The following is a 24,611-nucleotide window of genomic DNA, read 5'->3' as shown; positions in this document are numbered from 1 at the left end:
AAAGCATCTGCCGTGTGAGAATTTATTTATTTTTGATTGTCATAATCGTGTGGTTTTAAATTAATTGTTTCTAGCTTTACAAATTTTGTTTTGTGAATGATTTTATGAATAAAGTAAATCGACACTAGAATGATTAAAGGTAAAAAGTTTTTAAAAGCATTTAACCATTGATCTTTTAAAATATATTCAACTGAGCCACCAAATAGCAAGAATAATAGCGTAGTGATGACAATGATTGGTCCTAATGGATAAAAAGGTGCTTTATATGGTAGGACCTTATTAGGATCTTGACCTTGTTTTTTAATAGCTTGTCGCAATCGTATTTGTGACCAAATGCTTGATCCCCAAACAACTATAATCATTGAACCAATAATTTCAAGTAAATTAAAAACGGCATTTGAATTAAAGTTTGCATAAATAATAACAATAACAACGACTGCATAAGTAGTTAATAATGCTCTTAAAGGTAACTTTGTTGTCTTGTTTAATTTACTTAAAAATTGGGGTGCTTTTTTGTCTGAACTTAAGGAATACAACATTCTTCCTGTTGTATAAACACCTGAATTTGCAGCGGATAATAATGAAGTTAAAATAACCGCGTTGATTACTGATGCTGCAAAGGCTATGCCTACTCTATCGAATACAATTGTAAATGGGCTTTGACTTATTGAACTACTTGCTCTTAATAATGATGGATCTGTGTACGGAATAATTGCACCAATTACTGCAATTGATAAGACATAGAATAAAAGAATACGCCAAAATACTTGTTTAATTGCCTTAGGCATAGACTTTTTAGGGTCATCTGATTCACCAGCAGTTACTGCAACTACTTCTGTACCACCAACCGAAAATCCGGCGACTAATAATACGCCTAAGAAACCAGAGATACCACCAACAAACGGTGCTTGGCCTTTTGTATAGTTTTCAAATCCATATGCATGACCACCTAAGATACCGAAAATCATTAAAAAGCCAAAAATAACGAATACGATAATTGTTAACACTTTAATCAATGATAACCAAAACTCAGTTTCTCCAAATGATTTTACAGAAAAAATGTTTAATAATAGTAAAATTGTAATAAAGATTAAGCTCCAAGTAATGGGGTGGAAAAATTTAAATGTGTCCCAGAAATAAAGCACATTTGACGCTACTATGACATCAACACTTGTAACTAATGACCACAATGCCCAATACAACCATCCCATGGTAAAGCCTAGAGATGAGTCAATAAAGCGTGTTGAATAAGAGCTGAATGAACCTGATACTGGATAAAATGTTGCCAACTCTCCAATTGATGACATTAAGAAATATAGCATGACACCAATAACAAGATAAGCGAGTATAGCGCCTCCAGGACCAGCTTGAGAAATGATATTACCAGTAGCTACAAATAGACCAGTCCCAATTGCACCGCCTATAGCAATCATGGAAATGTGTCTTGAGTTAAGACTACGGTTCATTTTATTATCTTCCATATTTAGTCTCCCATCTATTTAAATATACCCATTATTGTAAGCTTTTTAAGTGTACTATTCAATAACTATTTAGTGCTGTAAAGCGAAAAAATTAAAATTTTCTGATTTTTTAATCATTTTGAGCATGTTTAATTGTAATTTTGATGGGGTTAAATTATAATATGTATTAAATTATAATTATTATAAATTGTGGAGGGATGACTATGTCACAACAAGACAAAAAGTTAACTGGTGTTTTTGGGCATCCAGTATCAGATCGAGAAAATAGTATGACAGCAGGGCCTAGGGGACCTCTTTTAATGCAAGATATTTACTTTTTAGAGCAAATGTCCCAATTTGATAGAGAAGTAATACCAGAACGTCGAATGCATGCCAAAGGTTCTGGTGCATTTGGGACATTTACTGTAACTAAAGATATAACAAAATATACGAATGCTAAAATATTCTCTGAAATAGGTAAGCAAACCGAAATGTTTGCCCGTTTCTCTACTGTAGCAGGAGAACGTGGTGCTGCTGATGCGGAGCGTGACATTCGAGGATTTGCGTTAAAGTTCTACACAGAAGAAGGAAACTGGGATTTAGTAGGGAATAACACACCAGTATTCTTCTTTAGAGATCCAAAGCTATTTGTTAGTTTAAATCGCGCGGTGAAACGAGATCCTAGAACAAATATGAGAGATGCACAAAATAACTGGGATTTCTGGACGGGGCTTCCAGAAGCATTGCACCAAGTAACGATCTTAATGTCAGATAGAGGGATTCCTAAAGATTTACGTCACATGCATGGGTTCGGTTCACACACATACTCTATGTATAATGATTCTGGTGAACGTGTTTGGGTTAAATTCCATTTTAGAACGCAACAAGGTATTGAAAACTTAACTGATGAAGAAGCTGCTGAAATTATAGCAACAGATCGTGATTCATCTCAACGCGATTTATTCGAAGCCATTGAAAAAGGTGATTATCCAAAATGGACAATGTATATTCAAGTAATGACTGAGGAACAAGCTAAAAACCATAAAGATAATCCATTTGATTTAACAAAAGTATGGTATCACGATGAGTATCCTCTAATTGAAGTTGGAGAGTTTGAATTAAATAGAAATCCAGATAATTACTTTATGGATGTTGAACAAGCTGCGTTTGCACCAACTAATATTATTCCAGGATTAGATTTTTCTCCAGACAAAATGTTGCAAGGGCGTTTATTCTCATATGGCGATGCGCAAAGATATCGATTAGGAGTTAATCATTGGCAGATTCCTGTAAACCAACCTAAAGGTGTTGGTATTGAAAATATTTGTCCTTTTAGTAGAGATGGTCAAATGCGTGTAGTTGACAATAACCAAGGTGGAGGAACACATTATTATCCAAATAACCATGGTAAATTTGATTCTCAACCTGAATATAAAAAGCCACCATTCCCAACTGATGGATACGGCTATGAATATAATCAACGTCAAGATGATGATAATTATTTTGAACAACCAGGTAAATTGTTTAGATTACAATCAGAGGACGCTAAAGAAAGAATTTTTACAAATACAGCAAATGCAATGGAAGGCGTAACGGATGATGTTAAACGACGTCATATTCGTCATTGTTACAAAGCTGACCCAGAATATGGTAAAGGTGTTGCAAAAGCATTAGGTATTGATATAAATTCTATTGATCTTGAAACTGAAAATGATGAAACATACGAAAACTTTGAAAAATAAATTTGATATGTAGTTTCTATATTGCGTAGTTGAGCAGTTTATGATATCATAATAAATCGTAAAGATTCCTAACAAGAGAGGGTGTTTAACGTGCGCGTAAACGTAACATTAGCATGCACAGAATGTGGCGATCGTAACTATATCACTACTAAAAATAAACGTAATAATCCTGAGCGTATTGAAATGAAAAAATATTGCCCAAGATTAAACAAATATACGTTACATCGTGAAACTAAGTAATTCTTATCATTCAAATACGACGATTTGAAAATAAAGCGGGCTTACCTATTATATTGGGGAGCTCGCTTTTTTATGAAATTTTTGTAAAGAGTGATTAATGAATTGAGTTTCATCGGTAGAACAATATATGATTGTATTAGTTGTTACTTTATTAAAATTTGAGAATTTTTATAGAAGGAAATAGATTGCTGATTTTATAAAGTCACTTTGTTAGCGAATGCTTGAAAGAATATTTAATATATTAGAATTTAAAATTTCAAAGCGGAATTTAATAAGTACGAAGTAATTGTGGATATGTTTTATAAATGTTCGATAATACACTTTAATCTTAAATATGATGGTTTAGAAAATGATTTAACAAAGAAATGAAACTTTACTGTTGAATTATGTGAGGATTGTGTTATTATATAAATCGTAATAATTACGATTTGATAAAAAGTGAGGTAACTATATATGGCTAAGAAATCTAAAATAGCAAAAGAGAGAAAAAGAGAAGAGTTAGTAAATAAATATTACGAATTACGTAAAGAGTTAAAAGCAAAAGGTGATTACGAAGCGTTAAGAAAATTACCAAGAGATTCATCACCTACACGTTTAACTAGAAGATGTAAAGTAACTGGAAGACCTAGAGGTGTATTACGTAAATTTGAAATGTCTCGTATTGCGTTTAGAGAACATGCGCACAAAGGGCAAATTCCAGGTGTTAAAAAATCAAGTTGGTAAAATCAAATTTCGTACTTTAGCCCATTTACAATATCAATAAAACAATGTACAGTATATACGAATGCTATAAACTGAATGTTTTCTCATATTAATAAGGAAACATTCGGTTTTTAATTTGCATTTAAAAATAATTAGTTTTTAAAGGGGCTATTTAAAGTGAAAATATTTGATTACGAAGATATTCAATTAATACCTAATAAATGCATAGTTGAAAGTAGGTCTGAATGTGATACAACAATCCAATTTGGTCCGAAAAAATTCAAGCTACCTGTAGTTCCTGCAAATATGCAAACAGTTATGAATGAGAAATTAGCGAAATGGTTTGCTGAAAATGATTACTTTTATATCATGCATCGTTTTGATGAAGAAGCAAGAATACCTTTTATAAAACATATGCAAAATTCAGGCTTATTTGCATCTATTTCAGTTGGTGTAAAGAAAGCGGAATTTGATTTTATTGAAAAGTTAGCTCAAGAAAAATTAATCCCCGAATATATTACAATAGATATTGCGCATGGTCACTCAGATTCAGTGATAAACATGATTAAACATATAAAAAACCATATACCTGATAGTTTTGTTATTGCTGGTAATGTTGGTACGCCAAAAGGTGTTAGAGAATTAGAAAATGCTGGTGCTGATGCTACCAAAGTCGGTATAGGTCCTGGTAGAGTTTGTATTACAAAGATTAAAACAGGTTTTGGTACTGGTGGTTGGCAGTTAGCGGCATTAAACATATGTAGTAAAGCAGCTCGTAAACCTTTGATTGCCGATGGTGGTATAAGAACGCATGGCGACATTGCTAAATCAATTAGATTTGGTGCATCAATGGTCATGATTGGTTCATTATTTGCGGCACACGAAGAATCACCTGGTGAAACTGTAGAACTTGATGGTAAACAGTATAAAGAATATTTTGGTAGTGCATCTGAATTTCAAAAAGGCGAACATAAAAATGTAGAAGGTAAAAAAATGTTTGTAGAACATAAGGGTTCATTAATGGATACCTTAAAAGAAATGCAACAAGATTTACAAAGCTCAATTTCATATGCCGGTGGAAAAGACTTGAAATCATTACGTACTGTAGATTATGTTATTGTTAGAAACTCTATTTTCAACGGTGATAGAGATTAATATTTATAGTAGGTGATGTAAATTAAAAAATTCATAGTAACTGTTGTTGCGTTTTTATCAATTATTATTATTGCGCCAATAACAGAATTTAAACCATTCATTCATTTACAAAATGAAGTAAGACAATATATTGACATTCACATCAATAAAGAAACAATTTCTGCGGAAAATAAATTGGATACGCCTAAGAAACAACAATTTGCCTTTAATAATATTCAGATGAATATGTCAAAGTCAGATGTTGAGAAAACATTGAATAAACCAAAAAGAGTTACATTTAATGAATATGGCACGAAGTGGTATACGTATTATGATGACGATTACAATAATTTTATCATGGTAAGCTATATTAAAGATAAAGTAAATGCGTTATATACAAATCAAAATATCATTACTTCAAAATCAAAAATTAAATACAATACACCGAAATCGGTTGTAATACAAAGATTAGGCGAACCAGAGACAGAGATTGTTAAAGGTAGAGTGCGTTACGAACAAAATAATAAAGAATATGATGTTTTCCATAAAAATCACATTTATACGACGGTATTTTATGATAAGCATCGACGTAATAATGTAACAGCTGTTTTACAAGTAAGTGATGCTATGGAAAATAGATTAAAAGAACAATATGGAGCACCTTCGAAATCGCTTGCAGATAGTTTTGAACTACAAAATTTTGATTTAGTTAATGCTGAAAGAAAACAACATCAATTATCTACATTGAAGTATTCTAAACAGAATTCTGAAACTGCTCGTAAGCATAGTAAAGATATGGCCAACAATCATTATTTTGATCATACAAATTTAAAAGGTCAATCACCATTTGATCGATTGAAAAAAGATGGTATTACATTTAACTCAGCCGGAGAGAATTTAGCATATGGTCAAGTTAGTAGTATCTATGCACATCAAGGATTAATGAATTCTATTGGTCACAGAAAAAATATTTTAAATGATACGTTTAAAATATTAGGTGTTGGTGTTGATTTTAATGATGAAAAACAACCTTTTTGGACAGAAAATTATACTGGTTAATGTTTTTGGCATGAGATTAAAGGGTAATGTTTGTCTGTAAGGAAGTAGATAAACATGATGACAACAGATAAACCAAAAGATGCGGATATAGTTGAACGCGTCAAAGATATACTTAATAAAAAAGAAAGAAAAAATAATAATGGCTCGCTCCTGTAAATTATTACGGGGGCGAGTTTTAATTTGTGTAACATTTTGCAGAAATCTGTAATTCAAAATTTATATTAAAGAATGAGATTATCTAACAATTCGCAATTTCTGTTTGAACTGAATTTAGATTAGAATAAATAAAACCTCTTGAAAACGTAACTTTTTCAAGAGGTCCAAAATTTATAAAAATGAGGGCTTAACAATTACGATAATATATAACGGTTTAAAATATTACATTTCGCGGTACAAACCAATTACTTTCCCAATTACAGCAACATTGTCTAGGTAAATTGGCTCCATTGTACTATTTTCAGGTTGTAATCGATAACGATTTTTTTCTTTATAGAAGCGTTTGACAGTTGCTTCATCTTCCTCGGTCATAGCAACAATAATGTCTCCATTTTCTGCTATGGTTTGACTGCGAACAATTACTTTGTCTCCGTCTAATATACCAGCCTCAATCATACTGTCGCCTACGACGTTTAATATGAATATGTCGCTATTGTGTGTCGATGTTAAGTGTTCAGGTAATGGAAAATATTCTTCAATATTTTCTACTGCGGTAATAGGAACACCTGCTGTGACTTTACCAATAACTGGCACATGAATCGTTTCTTCCATATTAATATTATCACTTGTTTGATCACTTACAATTTCTATAGCACGTGGTTTCGTCGGATCTCTTCTTATATAGCCTTTTTCTTCAAGACGTGAAAGGTGACCATGAACAGTTGAACTGGATGCTAAGCCAACTGCTTCACCAATTTCGCGAACACTAGGCGGATAACCTTTCATTTGAACAACTTGTTTAATATAGTTATATATTTCGCTTTGTCGTTTTGTTAATTCTCTCATATATAGGCACTCCCTAAATTAATTTATATACAGTATATCATTAATTCACAACCAAAACAAACATTTGTTCGTTAAAATATTGACAGAGAACATAAGTTCTGATAAATTACTAATACAAACAAATGTTCTAGGAGTGAAAATGATGTTTTACAATAAATATAAAAACGTATCAACATATATCATCATATTTTTAGTTTCAAGTGCAGCCTTTGCAATATTCTTGTTAAGTGCGAACATTAGTGCTCACTCGGAACAAGTGTACGAAATGACTGACCATCAAATTAAGAACAATACGATAAATAAAGCATACGAACATAAAGACCCTACAAACAATAGCGAACAAAGAGATGGGAAAGTGTTCGCTTTAATAAATTGATACATTGTCACAACGTTATTTTGCCTATTTTTGCGAAATAGCGTTTTTTATTACTTTTTTGCTGATCTTAAATTTGTTATATTTTGTTAAAGTATTATAATGATTGAATAAACAAATTGAAGGTAGGTTTTTTAATTGAGTAATTCTGATTTGAATATCGAAAGAATTAACGAGTTAGCTAAAAAGAAAAAAGAAGTAGGATTAACTCAAGAAGAAGCAAAGGAGCAAACAGCCTTAAGAAAAGCTTATCTTGAGAGTTTTAGAAAAGGGTTTAAACAACAAATTGAAAATACTAAAGTAATTGATCCAGAAGGTAATGATGTAACACCTGAAAAAATTAAAGAGATACAACAAAAAAGAGATAATAAAAATTAAATCACAAATCTGTAAAGAATTTTCTGACATTATAACTTGAAATAAGTATTTTACTTATCTTTTTATTTTAAAATAAGTTATAATGTATTTGATAAAATTGAAGAAGGGAAGATACACAAGATGTTTAATGAAAAAGATCAATTAGCTGTTGATACGCTACGTGCACTAAGTATCGACACAATCGAAAAAGCGAATTCTGGTCATCCAGGATTACCTATGGGAGCTGCCCCAATGGCTTACACTTTGTGGACACGTCATCTGAATTTTAATCCACAATCTAAAGATTACTTCAATAGAGACCGTTTCGTATTATCTGCAGGGCATGGTTCAGCATTATTGTATAGCTTGTTACATGTTTCTGGTAGTTTAGAATTAGAAGAATTAAAGCAATTTAGACAATGGGGTTCTAAAACACCAGGTCATCCTGAATACAGACATACAGATGGTGTAGAAGTTACTACCGGACCACTTGGACAAGGTTTTGCTATGTCAGTAGGATTAGCTTTAGCAGAAGATCACCTAGCAGGGAAATTTAATAAAGAAGGATATAATGTTGTAGATCATTACACATATGTATTAGCTTCTGACGGTGATTTAATGGAAGGTATATCGCATGAAGCAGCTTCATTTGCTGGACATAATAAATTAAGTAAATTAGTTGTTTTATACGATTCAAATGATATTTCATTAGATGGCGAATTAAACAAAGCTTTTTCTGAAAACACAAAAGCTCGTTTTGAAGCATATGGTTGGAATTACTTACTAGTTAAAGATGGTAATGATTTAGAAGAAATTGATAAAGCGATTACTACAGCTAAATCTCAAGAAGGACCAACGATTATTGAAGTTAAAACAACAATCGGATTTGGTTCACCGAATAAAGCAGGAACTAATGGTGTTCATGGGGCACCTTTAGGTGAAGTTGAAAGAAAATTAACATTCGAAAATTACGGTTTAGATCCTGAAAAACGTTTTAATGTTTCAGAAGAGGTATACGAAATTTTCCAAAATACTATGTTAAAACGTGCTAATGAAGATGAATCTCAATGGAATTCATTATTAGAAAAATATGCAGAAACATATCCTGAATTAGCAGAAGAATTTAAATTAGCGATTAGTGGTAAATTGCCTAAAAATTATAAGGATGAATTACCACGTTTTGAACTGGGTCATAATGGTGCATCTCGTGCTGATTCTGGTACTGTTATTCAAGCAATCAGTAAAACTGTCCCTTCATTCTTTGGTGGATCAGCAGACCTTGCTGGTTCAAACAAATCCAATGTAAATGATGCAACTGATTATAGTTCTGAAACACCTGAAGGTAAAAATGTGTGGTTTGGTGTACGTGAATTTGCTATGGGTGCTGCTGTAAATGGTATGGCTGCACATGGAGGTTTACATCCATATGGTGCAACATTCTTCGTATTTAGTGATTATTTAAAACCAGCGTTACGTTTATCATCAATTATGGGATTAAATGCAACGTTCATCTTCACACATGATTCAATTGCAGTAGGTGAAGATGGTCCTACTCATGAACCAATTGAGCAATTAGCTGGATTAAGAGCCATTCCAAATATGAATGTTATCCGTCCTGCTGATGGTAATGAAACAAGAGTAGCATGGGAAGTTGCCTTAGAATCTGAATCTACACCTACTTCATTAGTATTGACACGTCAAAACTTACCGGTATTAGATGTACCAGAAGATGTAGTTGAAGAAGGCGTTCGAAAAGGTGCCTATACAGTTTATGGCTCTGAAGAGACACCAGAATTCCTATTATTAGCTTCAGGTTCAGAAGTTAGTCTTGCAGTTGAAGCTGCTAAAGATCTTGAAAAACAAGGTAAATCAGTACGTGTTGTTTCAATGCCTAACTGGAATGCATTTGAACAACAATCTGAAGAATATAAAGAATCAGTTATTCCATCAAGCGTAACAAAACGTGTTGCGATTGAAATGGCTTCACCGCTTGGATGGCATAAATATGTAGGTACTGCAGGTAAAGTTATTGCTATTGACGGCTTTGGCGCAAGTGCACCTGGCGATTTAGTAGTTGAAAAATATGGATATACAAAAGAAAATATCTTAAACCAAGTTATGAGCTTATAAGAATAATTTATAAAGCGAGTATGTTTAGAAGTCTAGGATGCATAATCTTAGGCTTCTTTTAAAGTGTTGAAATTTAGAGTATAGCACTTAAACTACATCATAAGTGATAAGTTATGAAAGTATACTATTTCAGATTAATCTTTAAAAGCTCTGTTATAACAGCATGATTTTTGATATTATTTTTAGTATCGATATTAAAATACTTGAATAAACTAGTTCTTGAAATAATGTGATGAATTTAGTAAAATTCAGTAGGATAAAGAAAGCGGGTGAAACAATGGCAACTTGGTTAGCAATTATTTTTATAGTAGCTGCATTAATTTTAGGTTTAATTGGAGGTTTCCTTTTAGCTAGAAAATATATGATGGACTACTTGAAGAAAAACCCACCAATCAACGAAGAAATGCTTCGTATGATGATGATGCAAATGGGTCAAAAACCTTCTCAGAAGAAAATTAATCAAATGATGACGATGATGAATAAAAATATGGATCAAAATATGAAGAGTGCGAAAAAGTAAATTCGCAATTGATAGAGGCTATTTTCCAGATATGGAAATGGCCTCTTTTTATAATCAAATTAATAAGAATAAATATGTTTATTAAAATTAAAGTTAACAAAATGACGAATAGACTGAGAAATGCTATAATTCATTTTGTATGATTTACAGAGAGTTTATTTAACGAGAAGGTGTCTGCGTGCTCTATTTAATATTTTCAATCATTGTAGCTTTATTTATGGGAACTATAGTTATAGTTATTCGTATGAAAGCTCAAAATTATCCGGTAAATGAGAAAAAAATAGTTTTGCCACCGTTTTTTATGGCGACCGGTGCATTGATGTACGTCGTTCCATATTTTAGGCTAACAGGATCGGAAATGCTAGAAGCCTTTATAATTGGTTTGCTTTTTTCTACAGTTCTAATTTGGACTTCTCGATTTGAAGTCAAAGGTACAGAAATTTATATGAAACGATCTAAAGCATTTCCAGTTATTTTGATTTCATTACTTATCATTCGTACTGTGATGAAAATATTCATTAGTAATGAAATAGATCCTGGAGAATTAGGCGGCATGTTCTTTTTATTAGCATTCTGTATGATTGTTCCTTGGAGAGCAGCAATGCTATATAAATACAAAAAACTAAAGAAAACATTAATCAATTAATTACTTTTAAAACCACTTGTGATCGACTTCTAAATCAGTCAATGAGTGGTTTTAATTTTACTTGAAAAGGTGAAATGATTATATTAAAATAAAAGCGAACAAATGTTCTATATGGAGGCAGTAATGAAAATTATACATACAGCAGACTGGCACTTAGGGAAAATATTAAATGGCAAACAGCTTTTAGAAGATCAAGCGTATATTTTAGATATGTTCGTAGAAAAAATGAAAGAAGAAGAACCTGATATCATTGTGATAGCTGGAGATTTATATGACACAACATATCCAAGTAAAGATGCAATCATGTTATTAGAACAAGCGATTGGAAAGTTAAATTTAGAACTGCGTATACCAATAATTATTATTAGTGGAAATCACGATGGTAAAGAGAGGTTAAACTATGGGGCGAGTTGGTTTGAACATAATCAGTTATTTATAAGAACAGATTTTACATCGATTAATTCACCAATAGAGATAAATGGGGTTAATTTTTATACACTCCCTTATGCTACTGTGAGCGAAATGAAACACTACTTTGAAGATGACACCATTGAAACACATCAACAGGGAATTACGCGCTGTATTGAAACAATAGCACCGGAAATTGATGAAGATGCCGTCAATATTTTAATTAGTCATCTGACTGTTCAAGGTGGAAAGACATCTGATTCTGAAAGACCATTAACTATTGGAACGGTTGAATCAGTTCAGAAAGGTGTTTTTGATATATTTGATTATGTCATGCTAGGTCACTTGCATCATCCATTTAGTATAGAAGACGACAAAATTAAATATAGTGGCTCCTTATTGCAGTATTCATTTTCGGAAGCGGGTCAAGCTAAAGGGTATAGACGTGTAACAATTAATGATGGCATTATTAACGATGTATTTATTCCTCTTAAGCCACTTAGACAATTGGAAATTATCTCAGGCGAATATAATGATGTTATTAATGAAAAAGTTCATGTGAAAAATAAAGATAATTATTTACATTTTAAACTTAAAAATATGTCTCATATTACTGATCCAATGATGAGTTTAAAACAAATTTATCCTAATACTTTAGCGCTGACGAATGAAACTTTTAATTACAATGAAGAAAATAATGCTATAGAAATAAGTGAAAAAGATGACATGTCAATTATCGAAATGTTTTATAAACATATAACTGATAAAGAATTATCGGATATCCAATCTAAAAAGATAAAAAATATTTTAGAAAACGAATTGAGAAAGGAGGATTAATGAATGAAACCATTACATTTAAAGTTGAATAATTTCGGCCCCTTTTTAAAAGAAGAAATTGATTTTTCTAAAATTGATAATAATGAATTGTTTTTAATAAGTGGTAAGACTGGATCGGGTAAAACAATGATTTTTGATGCAATGACTTATGCCTTGTTTGGTAAAGCATCAACTGAACAAAGAGAAGAAAATGATTTGAGAAGTCATTTCGCTGATGGTAAACAGCCGATGTCAGTAACATTTGAATTTCAATTAAATCATCGAATTTATAAAGTGCATAGACAAGGCCCTTATATCAAAGAAGGTAATACAACAAAAACGAACGCTAAATTTGATGTATTTGAGATGGTGGATGGCAAGTATGAAATTAGAGAAAGTAAAGTAATTTCAGGTACCCAATTCATTATTGAATTATTAGGAGTAAATGCAGATCAATTCCGACAATTGTTTATTTTGCCTCAAGGTGAATTCAAACGCTTTTTAATATCAAACAGTCGTGAAAAGCAAGGGATATTAAGAACACTGTTTGACAGTGAAAAATTTGAAGCTATACGAGAAATATTAAAAGAAGAAGTAAAAAAAGAAAAAGCTCAAATCGAGAATAGATATCAACAAATTGACCTTTTATGGCAAGAAATTGAATCATTTGATGATGACAATATAAAAGGCTTATTAGAGGTTGCCACTCAACAGATAGACAAATTGATTGAAAATATACCACTTTTACAAGCTAGGTCGAAAGAAATACTAGCATCTGTAAATGAAAGTAAAGAAACTGCTATTAAAGAATTTGAAATAATAGAAAAGAAAACATTAGAAAATAATATATTAAAAGATAATATTAATCAACTCAACAAAAATAAAATTGATTTCGTTCAATTGAAAGAACAACAACCTGAAATAGAGGGAATTGAAGCTAAGTTAAAGTTGTTACAAGATATTACAAACCTATTGAATTATATTGAAAATAGAGAAAAAATTGAAACTAAAATTGCTAATAGCAAAAAAGATATTTCTAAAACCAATAATAAAATATTGAATCTTGATTGTGATAAGCGAAACATAGACAAAGAGAAAAAAATGTTAGAAGAAAATGGAGATTTAATTGAAAGTAAAATCTCTTTTATTGATAAAACTAGAGTATTATTTAACGATATTAATAAGTATCAACAAAGTTATCTCAATATTGAACGCTTGAGAACTGAGGGTGAACAATTAGGTGATGAATTAAATGATCTAATTAAAGGTTTAGAAACGGTCGAAGATTCAATAGGTAATAACGAAAGTGATTACGAGAAAATTATCGAACTAAATAATACGATAACGAACATAAATAATGAAATTAATATAATTAAAGAAAATGAAAAAGCTAAAGCTGAATTAGATAAACTATTAGGTAGTAAGCAAGAGTTAGAGAATCAAATTAATGAAGAAACATCTATATTGAAGAATCTCGAAATAAAATTAGATCGCTACGATAAAACAAAATTGGACTTAAATGATAAAGAAAGCTTTATAAGTGAAATTAAATCTGCTGTAAATATTGGAGATCAATGTCCGATATGTGGTAATGAAATTCAGGATTTAGGGCATCATATTGATTTTGACAGTATTGCTAAACGTCAAAATGAAATTAAAGAAATTGAAGCAAATATCCACGCTATAAAATCGAATATTGCTGTGCATAATTCTGAAATTAAATTTGTTAATGAAAAAATATCGAATATTAATATTAAAACGCAAAGTGATTTTTCACTTGAAGTATTGAATAAGCGTCTGCTAGAAAATGAAAATGCATTGAATAATCAAAGAGATCTTAATAAATTTATAGAACAAATGAAAGAAGAAAAAGATAATCTAACGTTGCAAATTCATAATAAACAATTGCGTCTAAATAAAAATGAATCTGAGTTGAAATTATGTCGAGATCTCATCACTGAATTTGAAACACTCTCGAAATATAATAATATCACTAATTTTGAGGTGGATTATAAGAAGTATGTTCAAGATGTGAATCAGCATCAAGAACTCTCAAAGGAGATTGAAGATAAGTTAATGCAATTGTCTCAAAGAAAGTCAATTGAGCAAAATAATCTAAATCATTATGAAAATCAACTAGAAACTTACAATAATGACTTAGAATTGAATGAACAGTCTATTGAAATGGAAATGTCGAGGCTGAATTTAACTGATGACAATGATATAGATGAAATAATAGCCTGGAGGGGCGAGCAAGAGGAATTAGAGCAGAAAAGGGATACTTATAAAAAACGTTATCATGAATTTGAAATGGAAATAGCTAGGTTAGAATCATTAACTAAGGATAAAGAGTTATTGGACTCTGATAAATTAAAAGATGAATATGAGCTAAAAAAAGGAAAGATGAATACACTGATAGATGAATACTCTGCTGTTCATTATCAATGTCAAAATAATATTAATAAAACACAATCTATAGTTTCGCATATTAATTACTTAAATCAAGAATTAAAGGATCAACAAGAAATATTTCAATTGGCTGAAATTGTCAGTGGTAAGAATAACAAAAATCTTACATTGGAAAACTTTGTCTTAATTTACTATTTAGATCAAATTATTGCTCAAGCAAATCTGAGATTAGCAACAATGTCAGATAATCGATACCAACTAATTAGGCGAGAAGCGGTTTCTCATGGTCTTAGTGGCCTAGAAATTGATGTATTTGATTTGCATTCAAATAAGTCTAGACATATTAGCTCGTTATCAGGTGGAGAAACTTTCCAATCGTCGCTTGCATTAGCTTTAGGGTTAAGCGAAATTGTACAGCAGCAATCAGGAGGTATTTCACTAGAATCAATATTTATTGATGAAGGATTCGGTACATTAGATCAAGAAACGCTTGAAACAGCGTTAGACACTTTATTAAATCTTAAATCAACTGGTAGAATGGTTGGGATTATTTCACATGTGAGCGAATTGAAAAATAGAATACCTTTAGTTTTAGAAGTGAAATCAGATCAATATCAGAGTTCAACAAGATTCAAAAGAAATTAAAACATAAAAAATAGAGATGGTACTTTGGAATGTATAGAACAACCTTAGCCCATCTCTTTTTATTTAAAAATTATTTTTTCTCACGTAATAAATCTCTGATTTCAGTTAATAACACAACATTTTCTTCCACAACTGCTTCTTCTTCGGCTTCTTCTTTCTTCATTAATGTATTTGCAATCTTAACAAAGATGAATAAAGCAAACGCGATGATAATAAAGTCGATAACAGATTGGATAAATAAACCGTATTTAATACCCCAGAATGACCATTCTTTAGCAAAATCAACTGATCCGAAAATTTTACCAATTAATGGCATAATGATATTTTCTACTAATGAAGATATAATCTTGTTGAAAGCTGCACCCATCACAACAGCAATTGCTAAATCTAAGACGTTACCTTTTAAGGCGAACTCTTTGAATTCTTTTAACATTACACTCAACCTCTCTTTTTTAAATGTAACCTCAATTATACAACAAATAAAAAAATTAGAAAATAGATTATTCAAGAAAATTTGATTATCGCAAAGACCTTTGTTATCCTATAAAGGTGCGTGAGTTATTGAATAAAATGTTTAGATAATATTTTTATTCTACTACATAAAATTAAATATAGAATTGAAGGGAGTAATTAATTATGAATTCTTCTTCACCAGAGAATCCAAATGGAAAGAAGTGTTCACCAGTCTTCATCTATAGTGCAATTGTTGTTGCTATAGTCGTATTACTTGGTGCATTTTTACCTGAACAATTCAACTATGTTACCAATAATATTAAAATGTGGATTACAGAAAAGTTAGGTTGGTATTATCTTATTCTTACTACGATTATCGTTTTCTTCTGTATATTCCTTATTTTTAGTCCTATTGGAAAACTTAAACTAGGTAAACCAAATGACAAACCTGAGTTTAATACAATTTCATGGTTTGCTATGTTGTTTAGTGCTGGTATGGGGATAGGTTTGGTGTTTTATGGTGCAGCTGAACCGATGGCGCACTTTGCTACGCCACCTACAGCAGATCCCAAAACTACTGAAGCTTATACTGAAGCTCTACGTTCAACATTTTTCCATTGGGGATTCCATGCTTGGGCTGTTTATGGTGTTGTTGCGTTAGCGTTGGCATATTCGCAATTCCGTAAAGGTGAACCAGGTTTATTATCTAGAACTTTACGTCCTCTTTTAGGTGATAAAGTAGAAGGTCCTATTGGGATTTTTATTGACGTTTTATCTGTATTTGCGACAATCGTTGGGGTAGCCGTTTCGTTAGGTATGGGTGCTCTACAAATTAATGGTGGTTTACATTACTTGTTCAATGTTCCAAACAATACGTTTGTACAAGCGATTATCATCATTGTTGTTACTATCTTATTTATAGCAAGTGCATGGTCTGGATTAAGTAAAGGTATTCAATACTTAAGTAACTTGAACATTGGTTTAGGTACTATTTTAATGGTAGCTGCTTTAATTGTTGGACCAACTGTTCTTATTTTAAATATGTTAACTAGCTCTACGGGTAGTTTACTAAACACATTCTTGTTTAATAGTTTTGATACAGCAGCTTTAAATCCTCAAAAACGTGAATGGATGTCTTCATGGACACTTTATTACTGGGGTTGGTGGTTAAGTTGGAGCCCATTCGTTGGAGTGTTTATTGCACGAGTTTCAAAAGGACGTTCAATTAGAGAGTTCATTTCTGGTGTCTTGCTAGTTCCAGCAATTGTTAGTTTTGTTTGGTTTAGTGTCTTTGGTGTATTAGGCATCGAGACAGGTAAGAAACACAAAGAAATTTTTGATATGACTCCTGAAACACAGCTATTTGGAGTGTTTAATCATGTGCCATTTGGCATTGTTTTATCGTTGATTGCATTATTATTAATTGCATCATTCTTTATTACATCTGCTGACTCAGCAACATTTGTATTAGGAATGCAAACAACATTTGGTTCATTAAATCCATCTAGTATGGTAAAAGTTGTTTGGGGAATTTCACAGGCCTTAATAGCATTTGTACTTTTATTAGCTGGTGGCGGTAACGGCGCTGAAGCTTTAAATGCGATTCAAAGTGCTGCAATTATAAGTGCATTCCCATTCTCCTTTGTCGTCATACTCATGATGGTAAGTTTCTACAAGGATGCGAACCAGGAACGTAAATTCCTAGGTTTAACATTGACTCCGAATAAACATCGCTTACAAGAATATATCAAGAGTCAACAAGAAGATTATGAATCTGACATTCTTGAAAAGCGTCAGTCACGTAGAAATATAGAGAAAAAAGATAACTAATAAAATTTAGTTAAGTATTTAAATAACAAGTAGTATGTCATTCTAGTAGCTAGAACAGATATACTACTTGTTTGTTTTTGTGGAAAATTGAGTATATTCAAAAGGATAAGAACGAGAATTTCGTTATTAAACTACGAATTCTCGATTTTTTTATATTTTAAGATAGGTTTATTTCTGACAACTTAATAGAAAGGGGTTTGACAAAGCTAAAGTGAAGTTTGACGGTATAAACGCAAATTAACTATACTTTTATAAAAAATTAACTCAGGCTGGGACATAAATCAATATTCTATACTCTACGAAGTTATATTGGCAGTAGTTGACTGAACGAAAATGCGCTTGTAACAAGCTTTTTTCAATTCTAGTCAGGGGCCCCAACACAGAGAATTTCGAAAAGAAATTCTACAGGCAATGCGAGTTGGGGTGAGGGCCCCAACACAGAAGCTGATGAAAAGTCAGCTTACAATAATGTGCAAGTTGGGGTGGGACGACGAAATAAATTTTGCGAAAATATCATTTCTGTCCCACTCCCATCAAAAGAATGACATTGAAAAGAAATATTAAAGTTTGGCGCTATAATTTTCTTTCTGCTCAATGAAATAATACGTTTGAAAATTGAATTGAATCATTCGCGAAATTGATAATTATTCTCAATTAATAAAAAATACTTATTACACCTTACTTGTATGATAAGTTTTGCTTATATACTCTGATTAAAAAGTCAAAACCTAAATTAAGCGTTTTCTAAGCATGATGAGTTGTTTATCAATAAATATAATAATACAATTTAATCAAGGCATATAAATATAAAAATGTATCAAGGGGGATCATTAAATGGCTGCAAATTTTAAAGAGCAATCAAAAAAACATTTTGACTTGAATGGCCAAAGTTATACTTACTATGATTTAAAAGCTGTAGAAGAGCAAGGTATTACTAAAGTTTCCAATTTACCTTATTCAATTCGTGTTTTGTTAGAATCTTTACTTCGTCAAGAAGATGATTTTGTAATTACAGACGATCATATTAAAGCTTTAAGTCAGTTTGGAAAAGATGGAAATGAAGGCGAGGTACCATTTAAACCTTCTCGTGTTATTTTACAAGATTTCACAGGTGTACCAGCCGTAGTTGATTTAGCTTCTTTACGTAAAGCAATGGATGACGTTGGGGGAGATATTACTAAAATTAATCCAGAAGTACCGGTGGATTTAGTTATTGACCACTCAGTTCAAGTGGATAGCTATGCAAATCCAGAAGCTCTTGAACGTAATATGAAATTAGAATTTGAACGTAACTATGAACGTTATCAGTTTTTAAATTGGGCAACGAAAGCATTTGATAATTACAATGCAGTTCCTCCTGCAACTGGAATAGTTCACCAAGTTAACTTAGAATATTTAGCAAGTGTTGTACATGTTCGTGATGTAGATGGTGAAAAAACTGCATTTCCAGATACATTAGTTGGTACTGATTCACATACAACAATGATAAATGGTATTGGCGTACTAGGATGGGGTGTTGGTGGTATTGAAGCTGAAGCTGGAATGCTTGGACAACCTTCTTATTTCCCAATTCCAGAGGTTATTGGTGTACGACTAGTAAATTCATTACCACAAGGCGCAACAGCAACTGATTTAGCGTTAAGAGTAACTCAAGAGCTACGTAAAAAAGGTGTTGTTGGTAAATTTGTGGAGTTCTTTGGTCCAGGTGTACAACATTTACCACTAGCAGACCGTGCTACAATTGCAAACATGGCACCAGAGTATGGAGCAACTTGCGGATTCTTCCCAGTTGATGATGAATCTCTTAAATATATGAAGTTAACTGGTAGATCAGACGAACATATCGCGCTAGTAAAAGAATATTTGAAACAAAACCATATGTTCTTTGATGTTGAGAAAGAAGATCCTAATTATACAGATGTTATCGAATTGGATTTATCAACAGTTGAAGCATCGCTTTCAGGACCAAAACGTCCTCAAGATTTAATTTTCTTAAGTGATATGAAATCATCATTTGAAAATTCTGTAACAGCTCCAGCAGGCAACCAAGGACACGGTTTAGATAAAAGTGAATTTGATAAGAAAGCTGAAATTAACTTTAAAGATGGATCAAAAGCTACAATGAAAACAGGTGATATTGCAATAGCAGCAATTACATCATGTACAAATACATCTAACCCTTATGTAATGTTAGGTGCAGGTTTAGTTGCTAAAAAAGCAGTTGAAAAAGGCTTGAAAGTTCCTGAATACGTTAAAACTTCTCTAGCACCAGGATCAAAAGTTGTTACCGGATATTTAAGAGATGCTGGCTTACAACCTTATTTAGATGATTTAGGCTTCAACTTGGTTGGTTATGGATGTACAACTTGTATCGGTAATTCAGGTCCTTTATTACCAGAAATTGAAAAAGCGATTGCTGATGAGGACCTATTAGTGACATCTGTATTATCTGGTAACCGTAACTTTGAAGGTCGTATCCATCCTCTTGTTAAAGCCAATTACCTAGCTTCACCACAGTTAGTTGTTGCTTATGCATTAGCTGGAACGGTTGATATTGATTTACAGAATGAACCTATTGGTAAAGGTAATGACGGTGAAGATGTATATTTGAAAGATATTTGGCCATCAATTAAAGAAGTTTCAGATACCGTTGATAGTGTTGTAACACCTGAATTATTTATTGAAGAATATAATAACGTATACAATAACAACGAATTATGGAATGAGATTGATGTAACTGATCAACCTCTATATGACTTTGATCCTAATTCAACATACATTCAAAATCCATCATTCTTCCAAGGATTATCTAAAGAACCGGGTACGATTGTTCCATTAAATGGTTTACGTGTTATGGGTAAATTCGGTGATTCTGTGACAACTGACCACATCTCTCCAGCAGGTGCAATTGGTAAAGATACGCCAGCTGGTAAATATTTACAAGATCACCAAGTGCCTATTCGTGAATTTAATTCTTATGGTTCAAGACGTGGTAATCACGAAGTAATGGTTCGAGGTACGTTTGCTAATATACGTATTAAAAACCAATTAGCGCCAGGCACTGAAGGTGGTTTTACAACTTATTGGCCAACAAATGAAGTAATGCCTATCTTTGATGCTGCAATGAAATATAAAGAAGATGGTACAGGTTTAGTTGTATTAGCCGGTAACGATTATGGTATGGGTTCATCTCGTGACTGGGCAGCAAAAGGTACAAACTTATTAGGTGTTAAAACAGTTATTGCACAAAGTTATGAACGTATCCATCGTTCAAATTTAGTTATGATGGGTGTATTACCATTAGAGTTTAAAAAAGGTGAATCAGCTGATTCTCTTGGTCTAGATGGTACAGAAGAAATTTCTGTTAATATTGATGAAAATGTTCAACCACATGACTACGTCAAAGTTACTGCTAAGAAGCATGATGGTGATTTGGTAGAATTTGACGCTATGGTTCGTTTTGACTCACTTGTTGAAATGGATTACTATCGTCACGGTGGTATTTTACAAATGGTTTTAAGAAATAAATTAGCGCAATAAAAATAGATATCACAGCAAAATTTTAATCGGTATTTGAGGCACTTTGATAGTGCTCAAAAATACTTCTATAAACTTTATGATATAATAGGTCGGTTCAAAACCTTTGTGAAATGCTCCCTTCAAAGTAGACATTGAAAAAATGAAAACTTTGAAGGGAGCTATATTTATGCCAATAAAACCTAAAGTAGACATAGATGTACTGCTATATATGTTTCAAGAATATGAAAAAGGCGTGTCGTTTCAATACTTAATCGATACATTACAATTAGATATTAATGTCAATACTTTGTATCCTAAGTATAAATATTATAAAACCCATGGTATTGAAACACTACTTACACAAAAACAATACAATCGCTATTCAAAGGAACTAAAATTAAAAGTTGTAAATGAATATTTGAATTCAAATCAATCAACACAAGATCTCGCCATTAAATACAATATTCGTAGTTCGACACAAGTCAAAAATTGGATAAAAATGTATACTGTAGGAAAAGAGATTAAGAATCAATCTCCGAAAACTGGGGTGTATATCATGAAAGCAAGAAAAACCACATTTGAAGAACGTGTCACAATTGTTGAATATTACTTGAATCATAAACAATCTTATAGAGAAGTTGCAGAACACTTTAATATCTCATACGGTCAAATTTACCAGTGGGTCCAAAAGTATCAAGCCCATGGTAAAAATGGGTTAGTAGATGGCAGGGGCAAAGGAAAACCCAAATCTATGATGACGCCAGAAGAACAAAAGGAAGCTGAAATTCAAGCATTAAAAGCACAAAATCGATTATTAGAAATGGAAAATGACGTTTTAAAAAAGTTTCAAGCATTGGAAAGAGAAATGATTCAAAGAGAAAACAAATCACGGCATACAAAACGATCGAAGCGTTAAAGCATCAATACCCTATCCAACGCTTGTGTCGTATTTTAGGCATTTCTAGAGCGAGTTATTATAAGTGGGTACATTATCAACCGAGTGAACTTGAATTAGAGAATGAACAGCTTAAGCGAGAAATAGAATCAATCTATCATAAGTATAATGGTATTTATGGCTATCGTCGCATTTATATCTATATTCGATTAAAACTAGGTAAACAAGTAAACCGAAAGCGAATTTATTGTTTGATGAAAGAACTTAATTTAAAAGCGGTAATACGTCAAAAGCGAAAACCTTATCGACGTTCAACGCCACAAATCACATCAGAAAATAAGCTTAATCGACAATTTGACATTGATACGCCAAATAAAGTTTGGTTAACAGATGTAACAGAATTTAAAATCAAAGATGGTAGTAAGATATATTTGAGTGCCATTTATGACTTAGGTGCTAAACGTATTGTTAGTTATGAGCTAGGCCCTTCTAACAATAATCAATTAGTATTTAAAACATTCAATCAAGCGATAGAAAAAGTAGAAAATACCAAAGGTATTTTATTTCATAGTGACCGAGGTTTTCAATACACATCGAAAACATTTAAACATATGTTGGATGAATGTGGCATGATTCAAAGTATGTCACGTGTTAGCAAATGTATCGATAATGGTCCTATGGAAGGTGTGTGGGGTACAATAAAAAGTGAAATTTTTAGAGGAAATAAGCACTTTAAATTTAATAGTGTAGAAGAAGCTACAAAAACAATTCATGATTTTATCCATTTCTTTAATTATGAAAGAATTACATTAAAAATGGCTGATTCTGTATAACAACAAAACCAACCATTAATTTTAATTATTTAATTGTCTACTAGACTGGGTGCAGTTCATTGTGTTCTTGGCCGGCCTCTTCTTGTATTTTATGTTAGAATGAGATATAAAGTTAAACTGAAAGAAGGCTTAAAATGATATATAGTATTACAGAAATAGAAGCGCGTTATGCTGAAACTGATAAGATGGGTGTAATTTATCACGGGAATTATGCAACTTGGTTTGAAGTTGCGCGGTTGGATTATATATCGAAGTTAGGTTTTAGTTATGCTGATATGGAAAAACAAGGAATCATTTCACCCGTGACTGACCTCAATGTCAATTATAAAAAGTCTATTTTTTATCCAGAAAAAGTTAAAGTTAAAACTTGGGTTGAAAAATATTCGAGATTACGTTCAGTGTATAAATATGAGATTTTTAATGAAAAAGGTGAACTTGCAACTACAGGTTCCACAGAATTGATTTGCATTAAAGAAGATACTTTTAAGCCTATACGGTTGGATCGTTATTTCCCAGATTGGCATGAAGCCTATAGTAAAGTGCAAACGCTCAATAATGAAGGGAAAACAGTAGAGATAATGGATGATATTGATTCTTTATAAGTTACTATAAATGTTTGGAGAGGCAATATTAACAATTAATCTATGTTAAATAGTCAATACGTTAGCATTAACGCAATTAGCGTGAAGATAAGCTAATATATAGCAAAAACGAACTTGTTCATACAACATCAGATGTGATAAACCAAAGTGCAACTTCCGAGGTTCAGTACACATCAGAATGTGTAAACAAGTTCGTTTTAATTTAGTTATTTTGTGGAATAAGAAATTTCATCTTCGTGATCAACTACATTTACAATAATGTGGTCATCTTCAAAGTACCACAAATCTTTTTCCGCTACGACAACATTTAAATCGTCATATTGTTGTTCATAGCCAATATCAACATCTTCCTTTGGTTCAACTGTAAAAGCAGGACTAAATCCTTGCTTGAGTTGGAATTCGCCACCATATCTTACAAAAAACACGAGCACTTTATTATTTTCAGGTAACTCAAGTTCATTTTTAAACCAAGTTACTGCTGCATCAGTAAGTTCTATTTGCATAACAATGACCTCCTATATTTATTACAGAATGGTAGTGGGCCAACTCGTATTGTTTGTGGAATTTCTTTTCGAAATTCTCTGTGTTGGAGCCCACCCCAACCTGCACATTATTGTAAGCTGAATTTCCATAAGCTTCTATGTTGGGACCCCCGACCAGAATTGAAAAAACCTAGTTATAAGCGCATTTCGTTCTGTCAACTTCAGCTAATATAACATTGTGGAGCCTATGACATTGATTTATGTCTCGGTCTCAAATGTTCTTGTAAAAAACTAAGTATAGTTGGATTTTAAGTTAAAAAAATTGTTTTTGCAAAAATAAAATAATCCATCAAC

At 32.0% G+C, this 24,611-nt stretch carries 21 protein-coding genes; 17 read left to right on the top strand and 4 right to left on the bottom strand.

All coding sequences use genetic code 11. The features are described from left to right. Positions 1-26: 26 nt before the first annotated feature. Positions 27-1,481, bottom strand: coding sequence for an amino acid permease (locus IDG65_RS09925; protein ID WP_000389955.1), 1,455 nt, complete (start codon positions 1,479-1,481; stop codon positions 27-29). A gap of 203 nt (positions 1,482-1,684) precedes the next feature. On the opposite strand from IDG65_RS09925, the gene IDG65_RS09920 reads away from it, so the two are divergent. The 5 genes from IDG65_RS09920 to IDG65_RS09900 all read left to right on the top strand — a co-directional run bounded on the left by IDG65_RS09920 (position 1,685) and on the right by IDG65_RS09900 (position 6,337). After that, on the top strand, positions 1,685-3,202 hold the full coding sequence (locus tag IDG65_RS09920; RefSeq protein ID WP_000082539.1) for a catalase: 1,518 nt from the start codon (positions 1,685-1,687) through the stop codon (positions 3,200-3,202). Between the two features lie 90 nt (positions 3,203-3,292). Beyond that, complete coding sequence (rpmG, locus tag IDG65_RS09915; protein ID WP_001265708.1) at positions 3,293-3,442, top strand: 50S ribosomal protein L33; 150 nt, start codon at positions 3,293-3,295, stop codon at positions 3,440-3,442. Between the two features lie 453 nt (positions 3,443-3,895). Then, entirely contained in the window at positions 3,896-4,165 is a 270-nt protein-coding gene (gene rpsN, locus IDG65_RS09910; RefSeq protein ID WP_001085655.1) for a 30S ribosomal protein S14, read from the top strand. A 156-nt stretch (positions 4,166-4,321) separates the two neighbouring features. Further along, positions 4,322-5,299, top strand: coding sequence for a GMP reductase (gene guaC / locus IDG65_RS09905; protein ID WP_000688123.1), 978 nt, complete (start codon positions 4,322-4,324; stop codon positions 5,297-5,299). Positions 5,300-5,320: 21 nt separating this feature from the next. Next, positions 5,321-6,337 (top strand): CAP domain-containing protein, encoded by a 1,017-nt coding sequence (locus IDG65_RS09900; RefSeq protein ID WP_169274603.1) that lies wholly within the window; start codon positions 5,321-5,323, stop codon positions 6,335-6,337. A 378-nt stretch (positions 6,338-6,715) separates the two neighbouring features. Here the strand turns inward: IDG65_RS09900 and lexA are convergent, their stop codons facing one another. Beyond that, positions 6,716-7,339 carry a transcriptional repressor LexA gene (lexA, locus tag IDG65_RS09895; RefSeq protein WP_001208757.1) on the bottom strand — a complete coding sequence of 208 codons (624 nt, stop codon included), beginning with the start codon at positions 7,337-7,339 and terminating at the stop codon, positions 6,716-6,718. 142 nt (positions 7,340-7,481) lie between these two features. Here lexA and sosA point away from each other — a divergent pair, with 142 nt between their 5' ends. The 8 genes from sosA (at position 7,482) to sbcC (ending at position 15,643) form a co-directional block, all read left to right on the top strand. Further along, entirely contained in the window at positions 7,482-7,715 is a 234-nt protein-coding gene (gene sosA / locus IDG65_RS09890; RefSeq protein ID WP_000499647.1) for a DNA damage-induced cell division inhibitor SosA, read from the top strand. A gap of 135 nt (positions 7,716-7,850) precedes the next feature. After that, the gene (locus IDG65_RS09885; RefSeq protein ID WP_000071351.1) at positions 7,851-8,090 is read left to right on the top strand and encodes a DUF896 domain-containing protein; all 240 of its coding nucleotides are present in this window, start codon (positions 7,851-7,853) and stop codon (positions 8,088-8,090) included. A gap of 120 nt (positions 8,091-8,210) precedes the next feature. Then, on the top strand, positions 8,211-10,199 hold the full coding sequence (gene tkt / locus IDG65_RS09880) for a transketolase (RefSeq protein WP_000481444.1): 1,989 nt from the start codon (positions 8,211-8,213) through the stop codon (positions 10,197-10,199). Between the two features lie 277 nt (positions 10,200-10,476). Continuing rightward, positions 10,477-10,719: a YneF family protein gene (locus IDG65_RS09875; RefSeq protein WP_000246909.1), complete on the top strand. Its 243-nt coding sequence runs from the start codon at positions 10,477-10,479 to the stop codon at positions 10,717-10,719. Beyond that, on the top strand, positions 10,706-10,804 hold the full coding sequence (locus tag IDG65_RS09870; RefSeq protein ID WP_001789897.1) for a hypothetical protein: 99 nt from the start codon (positions 10,706-10,708) through the stop codon (positions 10,802-10,804). The genes IDG65_RS09875 and IDG65_RS09870 overlap by 14 nt, the downstream gene beginning before the upstream one ends. 93 nt (positions 10,805-10,897) lie before the next feature. Further along, the gene (locus IDG65_RS09865) at positions 10,898-11,365 is read left to right on the top strand and encodes a CcdC family protein (protein WP_000966142.1); all 468 of its coding nucleotides are present in this window, start codon (positions 10,898-10,900) and stop codon (positions 11,363-11,365) included. Positions 11,366-11,488: 123 nt separating this feature from the next. Further along, the gene (gene sbcD / locus IDG65_RS09860; RefSeq protein WP_000691284.1) at positions 11,489-12,610 is read left to right on the top strand and encodes an exonuclease subunit SbcD; all 1,122 of its coding nucleotides are present in this window, start codon (positions 11,489-11,491) and stop codon (positions 12,608-12,610) included. 3 nt (positions 12,611-12,613) lie between these two features. Next, the gene (sbcC, locus tag IDG65_RS09855) at positions 12,614-15,643 is read left to right on the top strand and encodes an exonuclease subunit SbcC (RefSeq protein WP_000803159.1); all 3,030 of its coding nucleotides are present in this window, start codon (positions 12,614-12,616) and stop codon (positions 15,641-15,643) included. A 70-nt stretch (positions 15,644-15,713) separates the two neighbouring features. On the opposite strand, the gene mscL is transcribed toward sbcC, so the two are convergent. After that, complete coding sequence (gene mscL, locus IDG65_RS09850) at positions 15,714-16,076, bottom strand: large conductance mechanosensitive channel protein MscL (RefSeq protein WP_000910489.1); 363 nt, start codon at positions 16,074-16,076, stop codon at positions 15,714-15,716. 203 nt (positions 16,077-16,279) lie between these two features. Between mscL and IDG65_RS09845 the strand changes: the two genes are divergently transcribed. From IDG65_RS09845 to menI, 4 genes are all read left to right on the top strand, one after another. Then, positions 16,280-17,926 carry a BCCT family transporter gene (locus tag IDG65_RS09845; RefSeq protein WP_052997620.1) on the top strand — a complete coding sequence of 549 codons (1,647 nt, stop codon included), beginning with the start codon at positions 16,280-16,282 and terminating at the stop codon, positions 17,924-17,926. Positions 17,927-18,760: 834 nt separating this feature from the next. Next, positions 18,761-21,466 carry an aconitate hydratase AcnA gene (gene acnA / locus IDG65_RS09840; RefSeq protein WP_000729743.1) on the top strand — a complete coding sequence of 902 codons (2,706 nt, stop codon included), beginning with the start codon at positions 18,761-18,763 and terminating at the stop codon, positions 21,464-21,466. Positions 21,467-21,605: 139 nt separating this feature from the next. Then, positions 21,606-23,173, top strand: a protein-coding gene (locus tag IDG65_RS09835; protein ID WP_094752956.1) for an IS3 family transposase whose coding sequence is annotated in 2 segments (ribosomal slippage) — positions 21,606-22,281 and positions 22,281-23,173 — 1,569 coding nt in all. Because the reading frame shifts where the segments join, the coding sequence is not laid out codon by codon here. Positions 23,174-23,307: 134 nt separating this feature from the next. Further along, positions 23,308-23,775 (top strand): 1,4-dihydroxy-2-naphthoyl-CoA hydrolase MenI, encoded by a 468-nt coding sequence (gene menI / locus IDG65_RS09830; protein WP_000640486.1) that lies wholly within the window; start codon positions 23,308-23,310, stop codon positions 23,773-23,775. Between the two features lie 206 nt (positions 23,776-23,981). Here menI and IDG65_RS09825 read toward each other — a convergent pair whose 3' ends face one another. Next, the gene (locus IDG65_RS09825) at positions 23,982-24,278 is read right to left on the bottom strand and encodes a HesB/YadR/YfhF family protein (RefSeq protein WP_001165377.1); all 297 of its coding nucleotides are present in this window, start codon (positions 24,276-24,278) and stop codon (positions 23,982-23,984) included. Between the last annotated feature and the right edge of the window lie 333 nt (positions 24,279-24,611).

The sequence above is a fragment of the Staphylococcus sp. EG-SA-17 genome (assembly GCF_017151845.1).
Taxonomy (GTDB): domain Bacteria; phylum Bacillota; class Bacilli; order Staphylococcales; family Staphylococcaceae; genus Staphylococcus; species Staphylococcus aureus.
The sequence above is the reverse complement of the archived record's forward strand: the minus strand, read 5'-3'. Positions and strand labels throughout refer to the sequence as shown.

What these genes read in the sequence shown, in the direction of transcription:
- IDG65_RS09925 (WP_000389955.1), bottom strand. Translation starts at nt 1,481, where the DNA reads ATGGAAGATAATAAAATGAACCGTAGTCTTAACTCAAGACACATTTCC.
- IDG65_RS09920 (WP_000082539.1), top strand. Translation starts at nt 1,685, where the DNA reads ATGTCACAACAAGACAAAAAGTTAACTGGTGTTTTTGGGCATCCAGTA.
- rpsN (WP_001085655.1), top strand. Translation starts at nt 3,896, where the DNA reads ATGGCTAAGAAATCTAAAATAGCAAAAGAGAGAAAAAGAGAAGAGTTA.
- lexA (WP_001208757.1), bottom strand. Translation starts at nt 7,339, where the DNA reads ATGAGAGAATTAACAAAACGACAAAGCGAAATATATAACTATATTAAA.
- sosA (WP_000499647.1), top strand. Translation starts at nt 7,482, where the DNA reads ATGTTTTACAATAAATATAAAAACGTATCAACATATATCATCATATTT.
- tkt (WP_000481444.1), top strand. Translation starts at nt 8,211, where the DNA reads ATGTTTAATGAAAAAGATCAATTAGCTGTTGATACGCTACGTGCACTA.
- IDG65_RS09875 (WP_000246909.1), top strand. Translation starts at nt 10,477, where the DNA reads ATGGCAACTTGGTTAGCAATTATTTTTATAGTAGCTGCATTAATTTTA.
- sbcD (WP_000691284.1), top strand. Translation starts at nt 11,489, where the DNA reads ATGAAAATTATACATACAGCAGACTGGCACTTAGGGAAAATATTAAAT.
- sbcC (WP_000803159.1), top strand. Translation starts at nt 12,614, where the DNA reads ATGAAACCATTACATTTAAAGTTGAATAATTTCGGCCCCTTTTTAAAA.
- mscL (WP_000910489.1), bottom strand. Translation starts at nt 16,076, where the DNA reads ATGTTAAAAGAATTCAAAGAGTTCGCCTTAAAAGGTAACGTCTTAGAT.
- IDG65_RS09845 (WP_052997620.1), top strand. Translation starts at nt 16,280, where the DNA reads ATGAATTCTTCTTCACCAGAGAATCCAAATGGAAAGAAGTGTTCACCA.
- acnA (WP_000729743.1), top strand. Translation starts at nt 18,761, where the DNA reads ATGGCTGCAAATTTTAAAGAGCAATCAAAAAAACATTTTGACTTGAAT.
- menI (WP_000640486.1), top strand. Translation starts at nt 23,308, where the DNA reads ATGATATATAGTATTACAGAAATAGAAGCGCGTTATGCTGAAACTGAT.
- IDG65_RS09825 (WP_001165377.1), bottom strand. Translation starts at nt 24,278, where the DNA reads ATGCAAATAGAACTTACTGATGCAGCAGTAACTTGGTTTAAAAATGAA.